The sequence below is a fragment of the Sphingobacterium sp. ML3W genome (genome assembly GCF_000747525.1).
Classification (GTDB): Bacteria; Bacteroidota; Bacteroidia; order Sphingobacteriales; family Sphingobacteriaceae; genus Sphingobacterium.
Genome location: NZ_CP009278.1, coordinates 579,245 through 598,193, shown reverse-complemented (window position 1 = coordinate 598,193; position 18,949 = coordinate 579,245). Strand labels below are relative to the sequence as shown.

General features: G+C 37.7%; 16 protein-coding genes. 10 read left to right on the top strand and 6 right to left on the bottom strand.

What is annotated here, in order from left to right:
• Nucleotides 1-90: 90 nt before the first annotated feature.
• The gene (locus tag KO02_RS02755; RefSeq protein ID WP_144243249.1) at nt 91-1,254 is read right to left on the bottom strand and encodes an acyl-CoA dehydrogenase family protein; all 1,164 of its coding nucleotides are present in this window, start codon (nt 1,252-1,254) and stop codon (nt 91-93) included.
• 87 nt (nt 1,255-1,341) lie between these two features.
• On the opposite strand from KO02_RS02755, the gene KO02_RS02750 reads away from it, so the two are divergent.
• The 3 genes from KO02_RS02750 (at nt 1,342) to KO02_RS02740 (ending at nt 4,528) form a co-directional block, all read left to right on the top strand.
• On the top strand, nt 1,342-2,871 hold the full coding sequence (locus KO02_RS02750) for an aldehyde dehydrogenase family protein (protein WP_038695647.1): 1,530 nt from the start codon (nt 1,342-1,344) through the stop codon (nt 2,869-2,871).
• 24 nt (nt 2,872-2,895) lie between these two features.
• Entirely contained in the window at nt 2,896-4,182 is a 1,287-nt protein-coding gene (gene lat / locus KO02_RS02745; RefSeq protein ID WP_038695645.1) for an L-lysine 6-transaminase, read from the top strand.
• 85 nt (nt 4,183-4,267) lie between these two features.
• Nucleotides 4,268-4,528 (top strand): hypothetical protein, encoded by a 261-nt coding sequence (locus KO02_RS02740; RefSeq protein WP_038695643.1) that lies wholly within the window; start codon nt 4,268-4,270, stop codon nt 4,526-4,528.
• Nucleotides 4,529-4,550: 22 nt separating this feature from the next.
• Here KO02_RS02740 and KO02_RS02735 read toward each other — a convergent pair whose 3' ends face one another.
• From KO02_RS02735 to KO02_RS02725, 3 genes are all read right to left on the bottom strand, one after another.
• Entirely contained in the window at nt 4,551-5,540 is a 990-nt protein-coding gene (locus tag KO02_RS02735) for a hypothetical protein (protein WP_038695641.1), read from the bottom strand.
• Nucleotides 5,541-5,603: 63 nt separating this feature from the next.
• The gene (locus KO02_RS02730; RefSeq protein WP_038695639.1) at nt 5,604-7,715 is read right to left on the bottom strand and encodes a type IA DNA topoisomerase; all 2,112 of its coding nucleotides are present in this window, start codon (nt 7,713-7,715) and stop codon (nt 5,604-5,606) included.
• Nucleotides 7,716-7,798: 83 nt separating this feature from the next.
• Nucleotides 7,799-9,163: a deoxyguanosinetriphosphate triphosphohydrolase gene (locus KO02_RS02725; RefSeq protein WP_038695637.1), complete on the bottom strand. Its 1,365-nt coding sequence runs from the start codon at nt 9,161-9,163 to the stop codon at nt 7,799-7,801.
• Between the two features lie 132 nt (nt 9,164-9,295).
• Between KO02_RS02725 and KO02_RS02720 the strand changes: the two genes are divergently transcribed.
• On the top strand, nt 9,296-10,354 hold the full coding sequence (locus tag KO02_RS02720) for an aldose epimerase family protein (RefSeq protein ID WP_038695635.1): 1,059 nt from the start codon (nt 9,296-9,298) through the stop codon (nt 10,352-10,354).
• Nucleotides 10,355-10,417: 63 nt separating this feature from the next.
• On the opposite strand, the gene argH is transcribed toward KO02_RS02720, so the two are convergent.
• On the bottom strand, nt 10,418-11,749 hold the full coding sequence (argH, locus tag KO02_RS02715) for an argininosuccinate lyase (protein WP_038695633.1): 1,332 nt from the start codon (nt 11,747-11,749) through the stop codon (nt 10,418-10,420).
• A 508-nt stretch (nt 11,750-12,257) separates the two neighbouring features.
• Between argH and rbfA the strand changes: the two genes are divergently transcribed.
• From rbfA to KO02_RS02695, 4 genes are read left to right on the top strand one after another with little or no spacing between them, the layout of a single operon-like run.
• Nucleotides 12,258-12,629: a 30S ribosome-binding factor RbfA gene (gene rbfA / locus KO02_RS02710; RefSeq protein WP_038695631.1), complete on the top strand. Its 372-nt coding sequence runs from the start codon at nt 12,258-12,260 to the stop codon at nt 12,627-12,629.
• 30 nt (nt 12,630-12,659) lie between these two features.
• The gene (gene aat / locus KO02_RS02705; RefSeq protein WP_038695629.1) at nt 12,660-13,316 is read left to right on the top strand and encodes a leucyl/phenylalanyl-tRNA--protein transferase; all 657 of its coding nucleotides are present in this window, start codon (nt 12,660-12,662) and stop codon (nt 13,314-13,316) included.
• A complete protein-coding gene (locus tag KO02_RS02700) occupies nt 13,300-14,391 on the top strand; it encodes an aminotransferase class V-fold PLP-dependent enzyme (RefSeq protein ID WP_038695627.1) in 1,092 nt (363 codons plus the stop codon). Before aat ends, KO02_RS02700 begins: the two co-directional genes overlap by 17 nt.
• Before the next feature lies 1 nt (nt 14,392).
• Entirely contained in the window at nt 14,393-15,040 is a 648-nt protein-coding gene (locus KO02_RS02695; RefSeq protein ID WP_038695625.1) for a hypothetical protein, read from the top strand.
• A 25-nt stretch (nt 15,041-15,065) separates the two neighbouring features.
• On the opposite strand, the gene KO02_RS02690 is transcribed toward KO02_RS02695, so the two are convergent.
• Entirely contained in the window at nt 15,066-15,464 is a 399-nt protein-coding gene (locus tag KO02_RS02690) for a hypothetical protein (RefSeq protein WP_038695623.1), read from the bottom strand.
• A gap of 493 nt (nt 15,465-15,957) precedes the next feature.
• Between KO02_RS02690 and hemA the strand changes: the two genes are divergently transcribed.
• Nucleotides 15,958-17,199: a glutamyl-tRNA reductase gene (gene hemA / locus KO02_RS02685; RefSeq protein WP_038695621.1), complete on the top strand. Its 1,242-nt coding sequence runs from the start codon at nt 15,958-15,960 to the stop codon at nt 17,197-17,199.
• Nucleotides 17,200-17,331: 132 nt separating this feature from the next.
• Nucleotides 17,332-18,924 (top strand): hydroxymethylbilane synthase, encoded by a 1,593-nt coding sequence (gene hemC, locus KO02_RS02680; RefSeq protein WP_038695619.1) that lies wholly within the window; start codon nt 17,332-17,334, stop codon nt 18,922-18,924.
• Nucleotides 18,925-18,949 lie beyond the last annotated feature (25 nt).

The following is an 18,949-nucleotide window of genomic DNA, read 5'->3' as shown; positions in this document are numbered from 1 at the left end:
AGCCAAATATCATCATCAATACCTCTAAAAATAACTCCTTTGTTGCTATCAGCTCTAGGTCATCATCATCAATTCTGAAAGCACCTTTAACTAAAAAGCACTCAGACCTGTAATATCATGACCGGTTATCAATAGGTGGATATCATGGGTACCTTCGTATGTAATGACTGATTCGAGGTTCATCATATGCCGCATCATTGGAAAGTCACCAACAATTCCCATTGCTCCCAATATCTGCCGTGATTCTCTAGCGATTTCCAATGCCATATGCACGTTATTACGCTTTGCCATTGAAATTTGTTCGGGAGTAGCTTTTCCTTCATTTTTTAAAACGCCTAATCGCCAGGATAATAATTGGGCTTTTGTTATTTCTGTAAGGAACTCGGCCAGCTTTTTTTGCTGCAATTGATAGGATGCTATGGGTTTCCCAAACTGCTCTCTTTCCAATGCATATTTAACCGCGGCTTGGTAGCAATCAATAGCTGCTCCGATGACCCCCCAAGAAATACCATAACGGGCCGAATTTAAACAAGAAAATGGACCTCGGAGCGAATTTACTTCAGGTAATATATTTTCCAAAGGAATTTCTACATTTTGAAAAATCAATTCTCCAGTCTTAGAAGCACGAAGAGACCATTTATCAAGGGTTTCAGGAGTAGAGAATCCTGCCATCCAGCGTTCTACGATGCATCCACGTATTTTATTGTGTTCATCGCGGGCCCATACGATAGCGATATCGCATATCGGGGCATTGGTAATCCACATTTTAGCACCATTCAAGAGGTATTTACCGTCTTTTTGGAATAAACGGGTTTCCATTGCTGCTGGATCCGAGCCATGGTTTGGTTCTGTCAATCCGAAACTACCGACATATTCTCCTGTTGCCAGTTTTGGGAGATATTTCTGTTTTTGTTCTTCACTGCCAAATGTAAAGATGGGATACATGACTAAAGACGATTGTACTGAAGCTGCGGACCTGATCGCTGAATCTCCTGCTTCTAATTCTTGCATAATTAGGCCATAGGCGATATGGTCCAAACCTGCTCCGCCGTACTCTACTGGAATATATGGTCCTAAAGCGCCAATAGCACCCAACTTTAACATCAAATTGGGAATGTCTTCATGATGCTGCGCGGCATGGTTTATGACTGGTTTTATTTCCGTAGTGACAAAATCACGAATCGATTGACGGATGAGCTTATTTTCATCGGACAATAGCGCATCTATATTGAAATAATCACATGTTAAGCTCATAGATATCATAATTTAATATCTAAATATAGCCAATATTTCGAATATAATTCACTATATTTAAAATATAAACGAATAATATAAACCAGTATGATAACACAAGAATTAAAAGAATTGGGCATTCTAGCAACCAATCTAGGTTCTTCTACCGGACAGAATTGGTTTGCAACTGGCGATGACATCACTTCCGAATCGCCTGTTGATGGCAAAACTATTGCTACAGTGACATGCTCTTCCCTTAACGATTATGAACAAATTTGTATACAGGCTCAAAAAGCATATGCGATATGGCGTCTGATACCTGCTCCTCAAAGAGGTGAAGTCATTCGGTTATTTGGTGAAAAATTAAGGACGTTAAAGCCTACTCTCGGGAAGCTTGTTTCTTATGAAATGGGGAAATCGCTTCAAGAAGGGATGGGCGAGGTACAAGAAATGATTGACATCTGTGATTTTGCAGTCGGTCTATCCCGCCAACTTTATGGTTCGACCATTCATTCGGAACGTCCCTCCCATCGCATGTATGACCAATACCACCCTCTAGGTCTAGTTGGCGTTATTTCTGCATTCAACTTCCCAGTAGCTGTTTGGGCATGGAATACGGCAATAGCATTGATTTGTGGCGATGTAGTCATCTGGAAACCGAGTGAAAAAACACCCTTATGTGCGATTGCTTGCCAAAGGATTCTCGCAGACGTTTTAAAGCAAAAGGAATTACCGGATGGGATTTCCAATTTAATAATAGGTGATAAATCTGCGGGTGAGTGGCTGGTAAACGATAGCAATATTTCTTTAATATCGGCGACAGGCTCGACACAGATGGGCAAAACAGTTGCGCAACATGTCGCTGCTAGACTTGGAAAGACTATTTTAGAACTTGGTGGAAATAATGCGATTATCATTACGCCAGATGCCGATCTGAAGATGACGACTATAGGGGCAGTATTTGGAGCTGTGGGTACAGCGGGTCAGCGTTGTACTTCGACTCGTAGACTTATTATCCATGAAAGTGTCTATACACAAGTGAAGGCATCATTGATAAAAGCCTACGCTCAGCTCAAAATTGGAGACCCTTTACTTCCCGAAAATCATGTCGGCCCCCTCATTGATAAAAAGGCAGTAGCGCATTATTTAGATGCCTTATCTGAAATTAAAAAACAAGGTGGTAAACTTATTGTTACTGGCGGCGTCTTAAGTGGAAAAGATTTTGAAAGCGGTTGCTATGTTCAGCCTGCTATAGCTGAGGTCGAAAACCATTACGCTATCGTCCAACAGGAAACTTTTGCTCCAATTCTTTATTTAATAAAATACAAAGGTGATGTTTTGGATGCGATTGCTATTCAAAATGATGTAAAACAAGGACTATCGTCTGCTATTATGACCAATAATCTACGCGAAGCAGAATTGTTCCTCAGTGCACAGGGTTCTGACTGTGGTATTGCCAATGTCAACATCGGTACATCTGGTGCAGAAATTGGTGGTGCTTTCGGGGGTGAAAAAGAAACTGGTGGTGGACGTGAATCGGGTTCAGACGCTTGGAAAGCATACATGCGCAGACAAACCAACACCATTAACTATAGCACGGAGCTCCCTTTGGCACAAGGAATTACGTTTAACCTCTAATAATGACCTTTAATTGATTATGATATGAGTACAGTTCACGAAATATTATCCAAACATTTACTAGCTGATGGTTTTCCGATTGTCATGGATATGGAGAAATCTCATGGTTCCTATTTAGTTGACCAAAATGGTGACGCCTACCTCGACCTTTTTAGCATGTTTGCTTCAGTGGCTATTGGTTACAACCATCCCTACATCTTACAACATCAAGAATTCCTGGGTAAAATGGCCCTAAATAAACCTGCTTTATCGGATATCTACCCTAAAGAGTTTGCCGATTTTATGGAAGTCTTCGAACGGGTTGCCTTACCAAAGGAGCTGGAGTATTGCTTTTTTATCGCAGGGGGAACTTTGGCCGTTGAAAACACCTTGAAAGCAGCCTTTGACTGGAAGACAAGATTAAATTTAGCTAATGGAATTGAGAAAGAAGCTTCACAGGTCATTCACTTCAAAGAGGCCTTTCATGGCAGATCTGGCTATACCCTTTCGCTAACCAATACCAAGGATCCAAGAAAGTACATGTACTTTCCGAAGTTTAACTGGCCAAGAATTACGAACCCGAAATTGACTTTCCCTATCACGGAAGCAGTTTTAAGTACCGTTATTGAGAAAGAAAAAACGGCCATTCGAGAAATCAGAAATGCACTTGCCAATCATCCGAATGATATCGCCTGTATCATTATTGAACCCATTCAAGCTGAGGGTGGCGACAATCATTTCAGAAAAGAATTTCTACAGGCTTTACGCGACATCTGTGATGAACACGATATCTTATTGATCTTTGATGAGGTACAAACTGGAATTGGTTTAACGGGGTCGATGTGGGCCTACCAAACGGTTGGTGTTGTTCCTGATTTAATTGCATTCGGGAAGAAAACGCAAGTTTGTGGTCTGCTGGCTAACAAGGATAAATTTGATCGCGTAGAAAAACATGTTTTTAAAGAATCTTCACGTATCAATTCGACTTTTGGTGGTGATTTTACCGATATGATGCGTTTCAAACTTATTTTAGAGGTCATTGAAAATGAAAAATTAATTGAGCAGATAGACCATAAGGGTTCATATTTTATTCAAAAGCTTATGGATTTGGCGAGTCAGCATCCGCAGATCAACAACATTAGAGGAAAAGGGCTGTTTATCGCTTTCGATTTTCCGACCGAACAGGAAAGGGATCAATTTATTAAAGATGCATTTGCACAAAAGCTAATCTTACTTGGATGTGGAGAGCGAAGTATACGTTTTAGACCGCATCTGAATATTCGGGTGGAAGAGATCGATAAAGCATGTGCCATTATGGAACGCATCTTATAGAATATTGAAAAACTCCTCTCCCATCTTAAAGATGTGTAGTTTTGAATGAAACTCTTTACATTTGTGTTTATTATCAATATGAAATATGGATGCAAGTAAATTAGCGTTAGTGCAATTGGTGACTATGATTCACTTTGCACTAATGGGGATCGCCTTATTCCGGTTATTTAGGCTAAAAGATGTAACGGGAGGTTTTGTTATGCTATCTATACTGGGTATGTGTGTTCCTATTCTTGGCCCTTTTGGTCTGATCTTGGTGGTTAATAAGAAAAAGAAGGAAGTGGATAAGGAAGCCGCTCAAAAAAGAATTCCATCTACGCCTAAAAAGAAAAAAGCCCGTAAATAATTATTTAGGGGCTTTCTTTTCTTTATCCTAGTGGTAGTTCAATTGCTTCACGTGAAACGAAGTCTCCGTTTTCATCGACTATAAAACTCATTGGACTATCTGGATTCTTGATGATCTCGAACAAAATGAATCCCCATGGTTTCCAAAAGTTTTCCAATACCTGACCATATACTTTGACTTGCCAATGGTCAAAAATTGGTTTCATGGACATGTCTGCTAGAGGCATGGGTTCAACATAGATCATTTTTGGTGTATTCAAATACGTGTATTCCGGAAGACGGTTAAACAGGTATACCGAGTAAAAATAACGTGCTGCTATTTCCTCAAATTGAATCGGATGTAATGTTTTACCTGCTACCATTTTTAAAACATCTTCATGGTAGATATTATTGGTCGCATTATCTTGCAGGCAGGCAACAATTCCAAAATCACTCATTCGTAAGGAAAAAATCAACGTATTGATTTCATCACGGTAATTAAACGTTTCTGGTGGATTGTCTACTTTACTCATGAAGATAGAAAAAGGATATGTTCCTTCAAATTCCATCGGCTGCAATAAGGACTGCAACATGGCATGCATGTTTTTGAATTTTTGGGCAAGTACTTGCGAAAAATTCATCTCCTCACCGGTTAGCGCCTGTTGACGTATTCCTGTTTGAATTTCGTTGAAAACTACACCATACAATATTTTTGACATCCACTGAAATAGTGTTATTTGCGGTAACTCGCGTACAGCATCGTAACCTGATGCAAATGCACGTTCTACCTCAGATTCCATTTTTTCAATGGCCAATGCCGCATCTGCAGAACAGGGAAGCTTCAAACTTTTATAGGTAACGATTGATTCGTCCAACATCTTAAAGGGTTTTTCCTCAAGATCAAAAGCACGCATCATCCAGACTGGAAAAACCTGAATTTGCTCGTCTACAGATGAAAGCTCCTTTCCTGTCAAAAAACAGGTTTTATTCTCAAACTTAAATGTTTTAAATGGATTGTATAGTGATGTTAACATAGTATTCTAATAAAGCGCAAAACTAAACTATTAAAATGAGGCGTTCGCCTATTCCTGATTTTATTACCCAATATTGACTTTAAAATTTTCAAAGGTTAAGACCGCCTCCACGATATTTCCTTCCTTGGTCTTGACTCCTTTTAAGGTTGATGTTTTCCCTTTTTCAAGTAGGTTCTTCATTTCCTTTTCCTCTAACATAACACCATTCAATGTGCGCCATATTTTAAAGTCACATCCTCGGGCATAGTGATCGCATTGTGCTACTTTATCAAAAAGTTGAATCTGACCTGTTGCACATTTCGGACATTTTATCTTTCCTTTTTGCAACGGTTTGATTTCTTCATGGGCAATGGAAATACGCAGTTGCAACAATTCTTTTGTGATACGCTCGGTATAGTCTTTTATATGTTTCATAAAGACCTCGTACGACACTTTATTGGCGCGCATTTCTTCCAGTTTCTGCTCCCATTTACCTGTCAGGGTCACCTTGGCAATGGAACGATCTTTCACCAGATTATAAACCGTCAGACCTTTGTCTGTCGGAATAAGCTTCTTTTTATCACGTTTGATATAATCCCTTTGGAATAAGGTTTCAATTGTCGCTGCACGTGTTGCCGGAGTACCTAATCCACAATCTTTCATCGCTTGGCGCATCTCATCGTCATCGATTTCTTTTCCAGAGGTTTCCATTGCTTTTAACAAAGATGCTTCTGTATGTATTGGTTTTGCTTTTGTAAACCGCTCTGACAGCTCTAATGATAAAATCTCCAATAACTCGTCAGCAGACAATTTAGGCAATTGCGCATTTTCGTTATCCTGATCTTCGGTATTCTTATCTTCATCGGGCAATTCAACCTGATCTGCAGAAAGACGCCATCCATATTGCTTAATTACTGTTCCTTTGGCAATTAACTCGACACCTGCCGCATTAATAACCACCGTGGTAATATCTTTTAGACAGACATCTGAAAAACTCTCGACCATGCGCTTGGCAATCATATTGTAAATATTGCGCTGTTCTTGTAATAAAGCTCCTGGCTTTTCATCTGTTACTAAAAGGGCATGGTGGTCGGTTACTTTCTTTTCATCAACAGACCGTTTGTTCAACTTTGCTCCAATGAGGTTACGAGAAATGGCTGCTATTCCCTCTTCTGCTGTATCTGCTAAATGCTGAAATAATTCTTCGACTTGCTCAAATACATCTTCTCCGATATACCGAGAACCCGTACGCGGATAGGTGATTACTTTTTTCTCATATAACGTCTGAGCAAGATTGAGGGTCTGGTCTGCAGAATACCCGTACTTTTTATTGGCATCCTGTTGTAAGGAGGTCAGATCGAATAATAATGGCGGTTGCTCCTTGGTCTCTTTTGCTTCGACCTTGGTTACGGTAGCCTCCGAGCCAATAGTAATCTTTGCAATCGCCTCTTCTGCTACATCTTTCTTATCTATTTTTTCCGAAGTTGCCTTAAATTTGATATTATCTTTTTCAAAACCGGCTTGAATCTTATAGAAGGTTTGTGGCTTGAAATCTTTATTCTCTAAATAGCGGGAACAAATCATGGCTAATGTAGGTGTTTGTACTCGACCTAGCGAAAGCAAACCGCGATTACCTGCCGCAAGGGTAATGGCCTGAGTAGCATTGATACCGATGAGCCAATCTGATTCCGAGCGTGAACGCGCAGACATATATAAACTGTCGTATTCTGTTCCCTCCTTCAAATTGGCAAAACCTTCTTTAATGGCTTTGTCTGTCTGTGAGGAAATCCATAAACGCTTGAATGGCACTTTTGCTCCAAGATAATAATAGATATTACGAAAGATCAGTTCCCCTTCGCGCCCAGCATCCGTCGCCACGATTACTTCATCAGCTTTATCCAACAAATATTTAATCGTATTCAACTGCTTTAATGCACCGGCATCATCTATTTGCTTACCATCCCTTTTAAGTTTTTTAGATTCCAACTTAAATTCGGCAGGAATAATAGGTAAGTTAGCGATTGACCAATTATGAAATCCGTATGCTTGAGGGGTACACAATTGAACTAAATGTCCAAATGCATAAGTGAAAGCATATCCATTTCCTGAAATATAGCCATCATTGGTTTCTTTTGCCCCCATAACGCGGGCCAAATCTCTTGCAACTGATGGTTTTTCGGCAATAACGACTTTCATATTTTTTGTTTAGATAAAATGCAGAACAAGGAGAAGATTTACTTTCCTAATCCTGTTATTTTTAATAATATATCCTATTAAGCTTAGTCTATTGAAGGAATGATAATACCTGTTATCTTACGATACAAATCGATTGCATATACATCTGTCATCCCTGAAACAAAATCCAAAACAGCCCTTATTTTTGAATAAGAATCATCGTGGTCTGTATAAAATTGATGCGGAATTAGTGCTACTAATTTTTCATCATAACTATTTTTATTCTTTTTCAGATAGGCGGGAACAAACTCGGCTAATAAAGCATTCATCACTTTATAACCAGCGATCTCAATCTGAACTACTGTTGGCGCATTATAGATCTTTGCTACTGATATTTTATTGATCTTTCTAAGATGCGCCACTACATCTGGATCTAAGGCATCCATCAATGCACAGGGGAATGTTCCCTTTAATAATTGTTCCTGTTTCTTATAGAAGACTTCAACACATGCTTTGGTCAATGTATTGATTGCTTTTGCTCTTAAGAGTGCTACCCGACTGGCGGTATCGATAAGTGAATCCAATCGTGTCCGTAAATCTTCACCACCACATAATGGGAGTAACAATTCTTCCACTTCGAGGTAAGATAAAATTTTTAAATGATGTGCATCTTCTAGATCAATGATATTATAACAGATATCATCTGCCGCCTCTACCAGATAAACTAATGGGTGACGCAAATAACCTTTCGGATTCGTTGGGTCTTCCAATAGTCCTAACTCCGCTGCTATCGTTTCGAATGTTTCGCGTTCGGAAGCAAAGAAACCATATTTTTTACGGTGATGATTTTTTTTAATGTGACCATCAATCGCTGCACATGGGTATTTGACAATCGATGCCAAAGAAGTATAGGTTAATGCAAATCCTTTATCATCCTTACCATTAAAAGGATGGGTCAAAATACGAAGGGCATTGGCATTTCCTTCGAAATGAGTCAAATCTGCCCATTCTTCTTTGGTTACCTGTTCTTGGTATTTGCGACCATCCCCTTCTGTAAAGTACGTTGAAATAGCCGCTTCACCTGAATGCCCAAAGGCAGGATTGCCCAAATCATGCGACAAACATGCTGCAGAAACCATATTACCAACTTCCTGTAAATAAGGATATTCTTCATCTATATCCGGGCTTTCGTCTTTCATCTTGGTATAGAATAAGCGTCCCAAAGATCGGCCTACACTGGCAACTTCCAAACTATGAGTAAGCCTATTATGGACAAACACAGCTCCCGGTAAAGGAAATACTTGTGTTTTATTCTGCAATCTTCTAAATGGAGAAGAAAAAATCAATCTATCGTAATCACGTTGAAATTCTGAACGTGCTATTAAATGACTATCACTGACACGATGCTCATAACCCCAGCGTTTTGCGGATAGTAATTGTTTCCAATTCATACTTGTATTTACAGACATATTGCAAATATACATTTTTTGATTTTCTAACTGTTGCGGCTTTTTACAAATTGATTTTTTATAAATATCAACAATCGTTTTTTAAAAAAAAATAATCTTTATCTTTAACAAGGAACAAAAACAACCACCATCATGAGTCATTATCATTTGCCTTCTATCCATAATTTCACCAGTACTGTTGACGAAAAGAATACACACCTTATTGTTTTAAAGAACACCCGAGGTATGCAAGTTGCCTTGAGTGATTATGGCGCACGCATTGTCAGTATTCTCGTTCCTGATAACAAAGGGAAACTCACGGATGTTGCTTTGGGATTTAGCAATATAGGTCTTTATTATCGGGCTGACGAAAAGTATCACGGTGTGACGGCTGGAAGATTTGCTAACCGCATCGCCAATGGAAAGTTTGAGTTGAATGGTAAAACATACAGCTTGCCGATTAATAACGGTATCAATTGCCTACATGGTGGCCCTGGGGGTTTTCATACAAAAATATGGGACCGACGTGTCAGTTATCAATCTCAGGCTGAATTTTATTTAGTTTCTCAAGATGGTGAAGAGGGGTTTCCTGGAAATCTGAATGTATCTGTAACCTATACCTTAACTAATGACAATGAAATCATTATAAAATATAGAGCAGACTGTGATCAAGATACTGTTTTAAACTTGACGAACCATACCTACTTCAATTTAAATGGAGAGGGTTCTGGCGATATACTGAGCCACCAGTTAAAAATCAATTCGGATGCTTATCTGGCTGTTGATGAAAATCAGATTCCCATTGCGACAGTTCCTGTAGAAGGAACGGCTTTCAATTTTAAAGAATTTAAATCAATAGCACAGGATATCGTTGCCGATGACGAACAATTAATTGCATCAAAAGGATATGACCATTGTTTTGTCAACAATAACCCCATCTCGACAGCTTGCGCAACTGTGTATTCGCCAAAATCAGGTATACGATTGGATATTTTTACGACCGAGCCTGGCGTACAATTGTATACGGGTAACTGGTTGACAGGAAATGATATTGGTAAATCAGGAAAAGCTTATCTACCCTATGCAGGTTTCTGTTTGGAAACGCAACATTTTCCAGACAGCCCTAACCAACCCGAGTTTCTATCCACTTTACTAAAAGCTGGAGCGGAATTTATATCGGAGACACACTTGAAATTTTCTATCGAGAAGTAATAGGGTAAGCGGTTATGGAGTTAGTAGGTTAGAACATTTCTAACCTACTAACTAACCTTCTACCTATTTCACGAGCTCATTTAAAGCGCTCTGCACTTTTTCAAAGCCAAATGAAGATTTAACTTCTTCAAACATCCGTTGTATTTGGTCATTACCAAGATTTCCAATACTTCCTTCATGGGTGTGATTGACTTCTTTAGAAGGTTGGAATTCTCCGGCATCGATAGCAATTCCGATATTTTTATAAGCTTCTCGGAAAGGAACTCCTTTTAACACTTCATTATTGACCACTTCTACAGAGAATAAATAATCGTATTTAGGATCATCCAGTACATCTTTTTTTACCGAAATATTTTCCAACATAAAGGTTGCTATTTCCAGACAATCGTTCAACGATTTAAAGGCTGGAAATAGATTTTCTTTAAGAAGTTGTAAATCACGATGATATCCTGATGGAAGATTTGTTGTCATCAAAGCAATCTCATTCGGTAAAGCTTGTATTTTATTACAGCGTGAACGGATCAATTCAAATACATCGGGATTCTTTTTATGAGGCATAATACTTGAGCCTGTAGTCAAATGCGCTGGAAATGATATAAAGCCAAAATTCTGGTTGATATATAAGGTCACATCCATTGAAAATTTTGCCAAGGTAGCTGCTATTGAACTCATTGCCTGTGCTAAAATACGTTCTGTTTTTCCTCGCCCCATTTGTGCATAAACGACATTATAATTCAAATCATCAAAGCCCAATAATGTCGTCGTCATTGTTCGGTTTAAGGGAAATGAAGAGCCATAACCCGCGGCAGAGCCTAAGGGGTTTTTATTACAGACTTTCCATGCCGCTTTCATCAATTCTAAATCGTCGACTAAACTTTCGGCATATGCACCAAACCATAACCCAAAGGATGAGGGCATAGCAATCTGTAAATGCGTATAACCAGGAATGAGAATACCCTTATATTGTTCGCTTAGGCTAATCAATTGATTAAAGAAAATCTCGGTATTGCTGACCATGTTTTGAATCTCTGTTCTGAAATATAATTTCAGGTCCACGAGAACTTGATCATTTCTTGAGCGTCCGGAATGGATTTTTTTTCCAGCTTCCCCAATCCGTTGTGTTAATAACATCTCGATTTGCGAGTGTACATCTTCCACAGAATCTTCTATTTCGAATTTTCCAGCACTAATTTCCTGATAGATATTTTTCAATTCTTGCTGTACAACAGCAAGATCTTCATCGGTCATGAGGTCGATACTATTCAGCATGCGCGTATGGGCCAAAGAACCCAAAACATCTGCAGCTGCTAATTGTAAATCCATCACGCGATCATTACCTACGGTAAATGATTCGACAAATGAATCAACATCTATGTTTTTTTGCCAGATTTTCATTTTTTAATATGCTTTTTTATATGCAATACAAAAATACCATTTGAAAACAAATAAAACAATTGATCTTCAGTCCCTAGTACATTATGAGTCATCTCATGGTTAGGTTTCTGACATTTATTTCGAAAAACATACAGTCAATTTTCATAAATAAAAAATATTTTTATGTTAAATGTTTGTTAAAACTCAGCAAACAGCGATAGTAAGTAAGCGGTTACTTTGTTTTTGATTGTTTCATTGTAGCACCAATTTAATTTTTATATGTTTGTACCATAAGGGAGAGTGAAATAAAAAATATAAGTTTTAAAGTTAGCAAACACTTACTTTTTAAACTAAAAAAAACCAAACTATGATAGACCATAAAGTCTTTAAACTTTAAGAAATTGAACCCTAACTGATTATAAACCAAAATTATATAGGCATATCCATCCAGGATATGCCTTTATTCTTTTTTATATTTATCTTTGTATCCATAATAGTGTGAATTTTCACTAAACAAAATATTAGAACGATGGGAACAGAAAGCAAAAGACAACAACGTTTTGCTGGTGTATTACAACAAGACTTAGCTGAATTACTCCAGCGCGAAGGCAATAGTTGGGCTCCTGGTGCATTTATTACCGTTACACGTGTACGCGTAACGCCGGACTTAGCGATAGCAAGGGTATATTTAAGTTTTTTAAATACCAAGACAGCTCCTGAGGATTTAAAAGCAATCCGTACCAAAACGACAGAAATCCGATACAAATTAGGTGCAAAAATTAAAAATCAAGTTCGGATTGTTCCGCAATTGGATTTTTTCTTGGATGACACCAATGAATATGTAGAGCACATGGATAAAATATTTGATGAAATCAGTAAAGAAACAAGACAACCAGATTAAACAATCTGGTTTTTTTGTCTATTTTTAAAAATGGTTTTCAATTTAGATTTTGATGACAGCCAAATTAGTTTTCCGCATCCATCACTGGCTGATGAGGACGGGCTGCTAGCTATCGGAGGCGACTTGAGTTCGGACCGATTGATCTTGGCTTATGAAAATGGTATATTCCCCTGGTTTAGCGATGATACTCCTATTATGTGGTATGCTCCGCATGAGCGATTTGTCATATTCCCGGAACAGCTGAAAATCAGCAAGAGCATGCGTCAAATACTGAAAAGTAATCGATTTACCGTTACTGTTGATCAAGCTTTTTCGGAAGTTATCCAGCACTGTTCTCAAATTAGTCGTAAAGACCAAGAGGGTACCTGGATAACCACTGATATGATCGATGCTTACCAAGCACTCAATAAGCTTCAGTATGCACATTCTATTGAAGTTTGGGAGAATGGGGTGCTCGTCGGCGGACTATATGGGATTTATATACATCAGGTATTTTGTGGTGAAAGTATGTTTTCAACAGTTTCTAATGCTTCAAAAGTCGCTTTAATATATTTATTGACTCAATTCAAATTAAAATTTGTTGACTGTCAATTCCATACACCACATTTGGCTTCTATGGGAGGCCAAAGCATTTCGCAACAAGAATATTTGTCCCTATTAAAAGAAGAAAATGCAAGTATCTTATAAATCCTATTTTGATATCCCCGATGATATCTGCTATTTAACTACTCCTGGTTCGGGCCTACTCCCTATCACTTCGAAAGAGTGGCGTTTGAAAAGAGATATTGATTTTTTTTCAACGGCGACAGATTTACGTGAAAAACAAGGTGAGTTTAATCTTGCTGTTAAAAAGAGTATCGCCGAGTTTTTCACAGTGGCTATTCAGAATGTTTATAACACGCCGAACTTCTCCACGGGTTTTAACACATTGCTGGATAGACTTCCTAAAGATTCGAAAATCTTATTACTTGAGGGTGACTACCCTTCTGTCAATTTTCCTGTCATTTCTCGCGGTTTTCAATATGTTACGGCCTGTATAGATGAACAATTGGAAGAGCATATTATACACGCTATTGAAAAGCATCAACCCTCTGTATTTATCTTAAGTATCGTACAATACATTTCCGGCATTAAAATCAATCTCGAGTTTATCAAACAATTGAAAAGTCAATTTCCTGAATTACTTATTATTGGTGATGGCACACAATTTTTAGGGACTGAAGTTTTTGATTTTTCGCAATCTGGATTTGATATTGTAGGTGCTAGTGGTTATAAATGGTTATTGGGAGGTTTTGGAAATGGTTTTATACTTGTAAGTCCTTATGGGAAACAGGTTCTTTTCCCAAATCTGGCGACCCAGGGCTTAGAAATAGATAAAATGTGGGCAGGTAAAAGTATCGATCAACTTTATTTTGAGCCAGGACATATCGATACCTTAGCACAGGGAACACTTCAAAAAGGATTAGCCTTTTTCAAGGAACACGGATTGGAAAATACGGCTGCCTATACGCGCAGTCTAGTCGAAACCGCTAAAGCGGAATTGAGCAAAAGAAAAATACTCAGTCAAGTTGTGATCAATAGAGCTGAAACGAGCACCATATTCAACTTGCAAATCGATCAACGACATTATACCATGTTAATGGAAAACAACATCAAATGTTTCCCTCGTGGCAATGGCATAAGAATCGGCTTTCATCTTTATAATGATGAAAATGATCTCGAAAAATTATTAAGTATTATTGACACTAAAATTTTAAAATAACATGGGTTTCAAAATAGGAGATTTAGTCAGATTTGTGGATGAACCAATTGAAGGTCATATCACATCCTTCCAACCCAATGACATCATTGGTGTAACAGATGACACAGGATTTGAAATACCTGTTCAAGCGAGTAAATTAACATTGGTGCATGGTAATATGCGCCGTGACGACGATGAAATGACGGAACATGCTGAAGAAGTTCTCTCAAAATTTATTGAAAAGGGTATCCTCTTGGCAATTTCCGGTGATCATAAAGACGGATTAGCCAAATTGCATATTATCAATCAAACTTCTTTTGAGTTATTGGTCAGTGTCACGGATACGAATGCCAATAAAGCAAAAGGCATATTTGCGGAAAAGATTAGCAAACATGATTCTGTTCAATTCTATTCTGGTAATTTCGCTACTGTTGGAAAATGGCCGACATTCCGTTTTCAAATTATCAGACATGCAACGAGTTTACAGGCTATACAGAATCCAATCGTTAAGGAGCAACGTGTACGTCCCGTAGACCTTACTAACCCGAAAGAGATTAATAACATTTTGGGCGAAAAGGTTTGGAGTTATGAATTGGATAAAGAGGAGGAAGATCTAGGTCTAGATAAATTAAAGTCTCACTTTATTTCGCATCGTCCGAATAAAAAATAAGCTTGGTTTTTCCAAGCTTATTTTTTTACTCCTCAATTTGCTTTAATTTTTTAACACTTAATAGTAAAAGGACAATGCCTATAAGGTAAACGATCCATCCCCAACGCATATGCAATGATCTGGATAATAAATGATCTGCAAAACCCCAACCGAAATAATTATTGATTTTAAAGAACACAGCGGTTATACTGATTATATACCATCCTGCTGCAATAAGGGTCATCCATCTATACCCAACCAATTGTCTAATAAAAAAAAATAAACCTGTTATGCCTATTATCATGTAGGTAATAAAAAACAACAAGACGTCAGTTTGATATAAATTCCAATTCCCTTTAATCGGTACTTTTAACATGGGTAGCATCCCTGCTAAAAGACAAATTATCAAACCTGATAGTGCAAAACTTTTTCTTATGATAATCATAGTATCCAAAATTAGTATGCAACAAAAATAATCATCTGTCTGATGACTTTTAAAATTTATTTTTTGTAAAAAACCTGTTCATTGATACTGCATTCCATGCTAATACATCTGCAATCACTCCATCCATATTCAGAGACTTTTTCATGACCACGATCTCTTTGCCCTATATAGATGTTAACGATTAAAAAAGTGGGGCTCTTGAGTAATATATCGGCTTAAAGAAATAATTGGTGCATTTATTGATATTCTCGATTTAAGAATCATCATTTTTTGAGTTTTATTGTGTGCTTGAAGACACGTTTTTTTTGTGAATATATGATATTCAACAAATATTTTTTAAATCACATAATACAAACCTATATATATCAGTTTGTTAACATTAATTTAACATTATTTGTAATCATTCTAAATTCATCTGTTTGACAGATTTTTGACATATAGCATAAGCTTTTAAACTACATTTGCAGAGTTAAAATTAATCGAGGATATTGCTTTGAAGAATCTTAAGGTATTAGCATTCACACACAAACACGTAGAACTTAAAGATTTAGGTAATCTTGTTATTTGTAATGAGGAATTAGAGAGTAGACTAATGAATCTAAAACATAACTTAGATATTCCTGAGGTCTTCTATATCGGCACATGTAACCGTGTTGAATTTGTGTTTTATGGCGCCCATGACCTGACGAATGAATTCATTGCGCAATTTATGGAAAAACTCAATTTCTGTGTTCCTCAAGAAAGATTACAATGCTACTTAGGTCAGGTGAATAAATACGAAGGAATGGATGCGTTAAACCATCTTCTTCGGATGTCTTGTTCTCTTGAAAGTTTGGTCGTTGGTGAAAAAGAAATTTTAGCACAGGTACGTCGCGCTTACGAAAGATGTAGGGAAGCTGGTTTTACCGGTGATTTTCTACGCATGTTGATGGATCGTCTTGTCAAAACTGCAAAAGAGGTCTATACGTTTACAAAAATCTCTAGAAACCCGATTTCGGTTGTTTCTTTAGCTTACCGTAAATTAAAAGAAATCAAGCTTGTTGATAATCCAAGAATCTTAATTATTGGTTCTGGAGAAACGAATCAAAATTTAGCGAAATATTTTCAAAAGAAACAATCGAGCAATTTTGTTATTTTCAACCGTACAGTTGAAAATGCGCATAAGTTAGCGGAAGAATTGCATGCTCAAGCGTATCCTTTATCGGAATTAATGACCTATAAAGGAGGTTTTGATATCTTGATTACTTGTACTGGTGCTACTACCGCTATCATTGACAATACACTATACCAATCTTTATTAAATGGGGAGACGGACAAGAAGATTATTATCGACTTAGCGATTCCGAATGATATTGATGCGGAAGTATTGGCGAATAATGCTGTTCATTATATTGAAGTGAGTTCGTTACAAGCGATCGCAAATAAGAATATCGAGGAGCGTTACAGTGAACTGTCTAATGCTGAAAAAATTATTGCGGATAATATTCAGGAATTCTTACCTATTATCAAACAAAGACGTGTTGAAGTTGCGATGCGTCAAGTTCCACAAAAGATTAAGGAAATCAAATCTACGGCATTAAATGAAGTTTTTGCTTCAGAATTTCAAGCTTTAGATCCAGAAGCACGTGATGTACTGGAAAAGATTATTAATTATATGGAAAAGAAATACATCAAAGTTCCGATGGTGATGGCTAAAGAGATATTAGTCAAAGTGAACGAAAATGGTGTAAATTAATCTCTACCTTCCTTCAAGCTCTTCATTTCCTATTATTGAGATTTTATTCTGACAGTAACGTGTCAACAAATTAATACTATTTATTTATTTTTGTCTATCTTAATAAATAAAATAAGGTAAAGAATATAGATTGTGAATAGAAAACTTATCATTGGCACTCGTGGAAGTGCACTTGCATTATGGCAAGCTAACTTCATCAAAGATCGTCTCGCTGAAATTGGCATTGAATCTGAATTAAAAATCATCAAAACTCAAGGTGATATCATTCAACATCTCCGTTTAGATAAACTCGAAGGTAAGGGATTTTTCACCAAGGAATTAGAAGAAGAGCTATTGGTTGGGTCCATAGATTTAGCGGTTCACTCTCATAAAGATTTACCTACAGTCAATCCTCCTGGATTGATTATCGCTGCTGTTTCGGATCGCGAGAATCCTGCAGAGTTATTGATTATCCATAAAGATTGTGTTGATATCAAAAAACGTCTTTCTTTAAAGCATAATGCAACTGTTGGTACTTCTTCTAACAGACGTAAAGCCCAACTTTCTTCGATTAGACCGGATCTTGAATTTGCAGATTTAAGGGGTAATCTACAGACCCGTATGCAGAAATTACGCGATGAGCAATACGATGCTATCATGCTTGCAAAGGCTGGTATTTCTAGAGTCGACATGGATATTTCTGATTTTCATATTGAAGAGATTCCTGCTGTTGAACTGGTTCCTGCTCCTGCTCAAGGTGTATTGGCGGTACAGATTCGCGAAGTCGATGTGGAACTCTTTCAAGCGCTACAGCCGATAAATAACGCAGAGGTTCAAAAAACAATTGCTGTTGAACGTAAGATATTGAATTTATTTGAGGCGGGTTGTCATGCTCCATTAGGTGCTTACTGTCGTAAAACTGGTGATACCTACGAGACTTGGACTTCTATTGCTGAAACGAGTGATGATTTTCCTGATCGTGTCTATGTGAAAGGTGATGATCCTTCGAAGATGGCAGAAATTATCTTCGCTAAATATGCGAAGGATAGGAAGTTGCCAAAATCGGTTTTCATTAGCCGAGATTTAGATGAGCATTCTTACCTTTCTCGTTATTTTGCTAAACATAACATTCAAGCTGATGCTCGTTCATTAATTAAGATTTACCCTATTATCAATAAACTTGATCCGTTTATCTTAAAGCATGTTGACTGGATTTTCTTTGCTAGTAAAAATGGTATTGAGCATTTCTTTAGCTTAGAACCTCGTTTGAGCAAGAAGACTAAATTTGCTGTTGTTGGCCGTGGTTCTGAGGATACTTTACGTAAGTATGATCGTCGAGCTGATTTTTCTGGGGAACAGTATGGTATTGAGATGGAGGAGATTGCTGCCCAGTTTGCTGCATTAGCGGATGGTGGTACAGTTTTGATTCCACGTGCAAAGGGCTCTTTGGAAACCATTCAAAAAGCACTTACTCCGGAGACGAAAGTCATCAACATGCCTGTGTATGAAACGGTATTAGATGATAATATCGACGCTACTAATGCTGAGGTTTTGATTTTTACTAGCCCTAGTAATGCTGAAGCTTACTTTGTCAACAATTTAATTGAACCGGAGCAACAAGTCATCTGTATCGGTCGCTCAACGGCAGCGGTATTCGATAAAATGGGACTTTCATATACGCTGCCTTACTCTCCTGATGAGATTGGCTTGGCTGAAGCTATTTTTGGATTAGACTATACTTCATAATACGATTGGAAGAATTTAAACTCTT

What these genes read in the sequence shown, in the direction of transcription:
- KO02_RS02690 (WP_038695623.1), bottom strand. Translation starts at nt 15,464, where the DNA reads ATGATTATCATAAGAAAAAGTTTTGCACTATCAGGTTTGATAATTTGT.
- KO02_RS02700 (WP_038695627.1), top strand. Translation starts at nt 13,300, where the DNA reads ATGCAAGTATCTTATAAATCCTATTTTGATATCCCCGATGATATCTGC.
- KO02_RS02740 (WP_038695643.1), top strand. Translation starts at nt 4,268, where the DNA reads ATGGATGCAAGTAAATTAGCGTTAGTGCAATTGGTGACTATGATTCAC.
- KO02_RS02755 (WP_144243249.1), bottom strand. Translation starts at nt 1,254, where the DNA reads ATGAGCTTAACATGTGATTATTTCAATATAGATGCGCTATTGTCCGAT.
- KO02_RS02730 (WP_038695639.1), bottom strand. Translation starts at nt 7,715, where the DNA reads ATGAAAGTCGTTATTGCCGAAAAACCATCAGTTGCAAGAGATTTGGCC.
- lat (WP_038695645.1), top strand. Translation starts at nt 2,896, where the DNA reads ATGAGTACAGTTCACGAAATATTATCCAAACATTTACTAGCTGATGGT.
- KO02_RS02695 (WP_038695625.1), top strand. Translation starts at nt 14,393, where the DNA reads ATGGGTTTCAAAATAGGAGATTTAGTCAGATTTGTGGATGAACCAATT.
- KO02_RS02720 (WP_038695635.1), top strand. Translation starts at nt 9,296, where the DNA reads ATGAGTCATTATCATTTGCCTTCTATCCATAATTTCACCAGTACTGTT.
- KO02_RS02725 (WP_038695637.1), bottom strand. Translation starts at nt 9,163, where the DNA reads ATGTCTGTAAATACAAGTATGAATTGGAAACAATTACTATCCGCAAAA.
- KO02_RS02750 (WP_038695647.1), top strand. Translation starts at nt 1,342, where the DNA reads ATGATAACACAAGAATTAAAAGAATTGGGCATTCTAGCAACCAATCTA.
- aat (WP_038695629.1), top strand. Translation starts at nt 12,660, where the DNA reads ATGGTTTTCAATTTAGATTTTGATGACAGCCAAATTAGTTTTCCGCAT.
- rbfA (WP_038695631.1), top strand. Translation starts at nt 12,258, where the DNA reads ATGGGAACAGAAAGCAAAAGACAACAACGTTTTGCTGGTGTATTACAA.
- argH (WP_038695633.1), bottom strand. Translation starts at nt 11,749, where the DNA reads ATGAAAATCTGGCAAAAAAACATAGATGTTGATTCATTTGTCGAATCA.
- KO02_RS02735 (WP_038695641.1), bottom strand. Translation starts at nt 5,540, where the DNA reads ATGTTAACATCACTATACAATCCATTTAAAACATTTAAGTTTGAGAAT.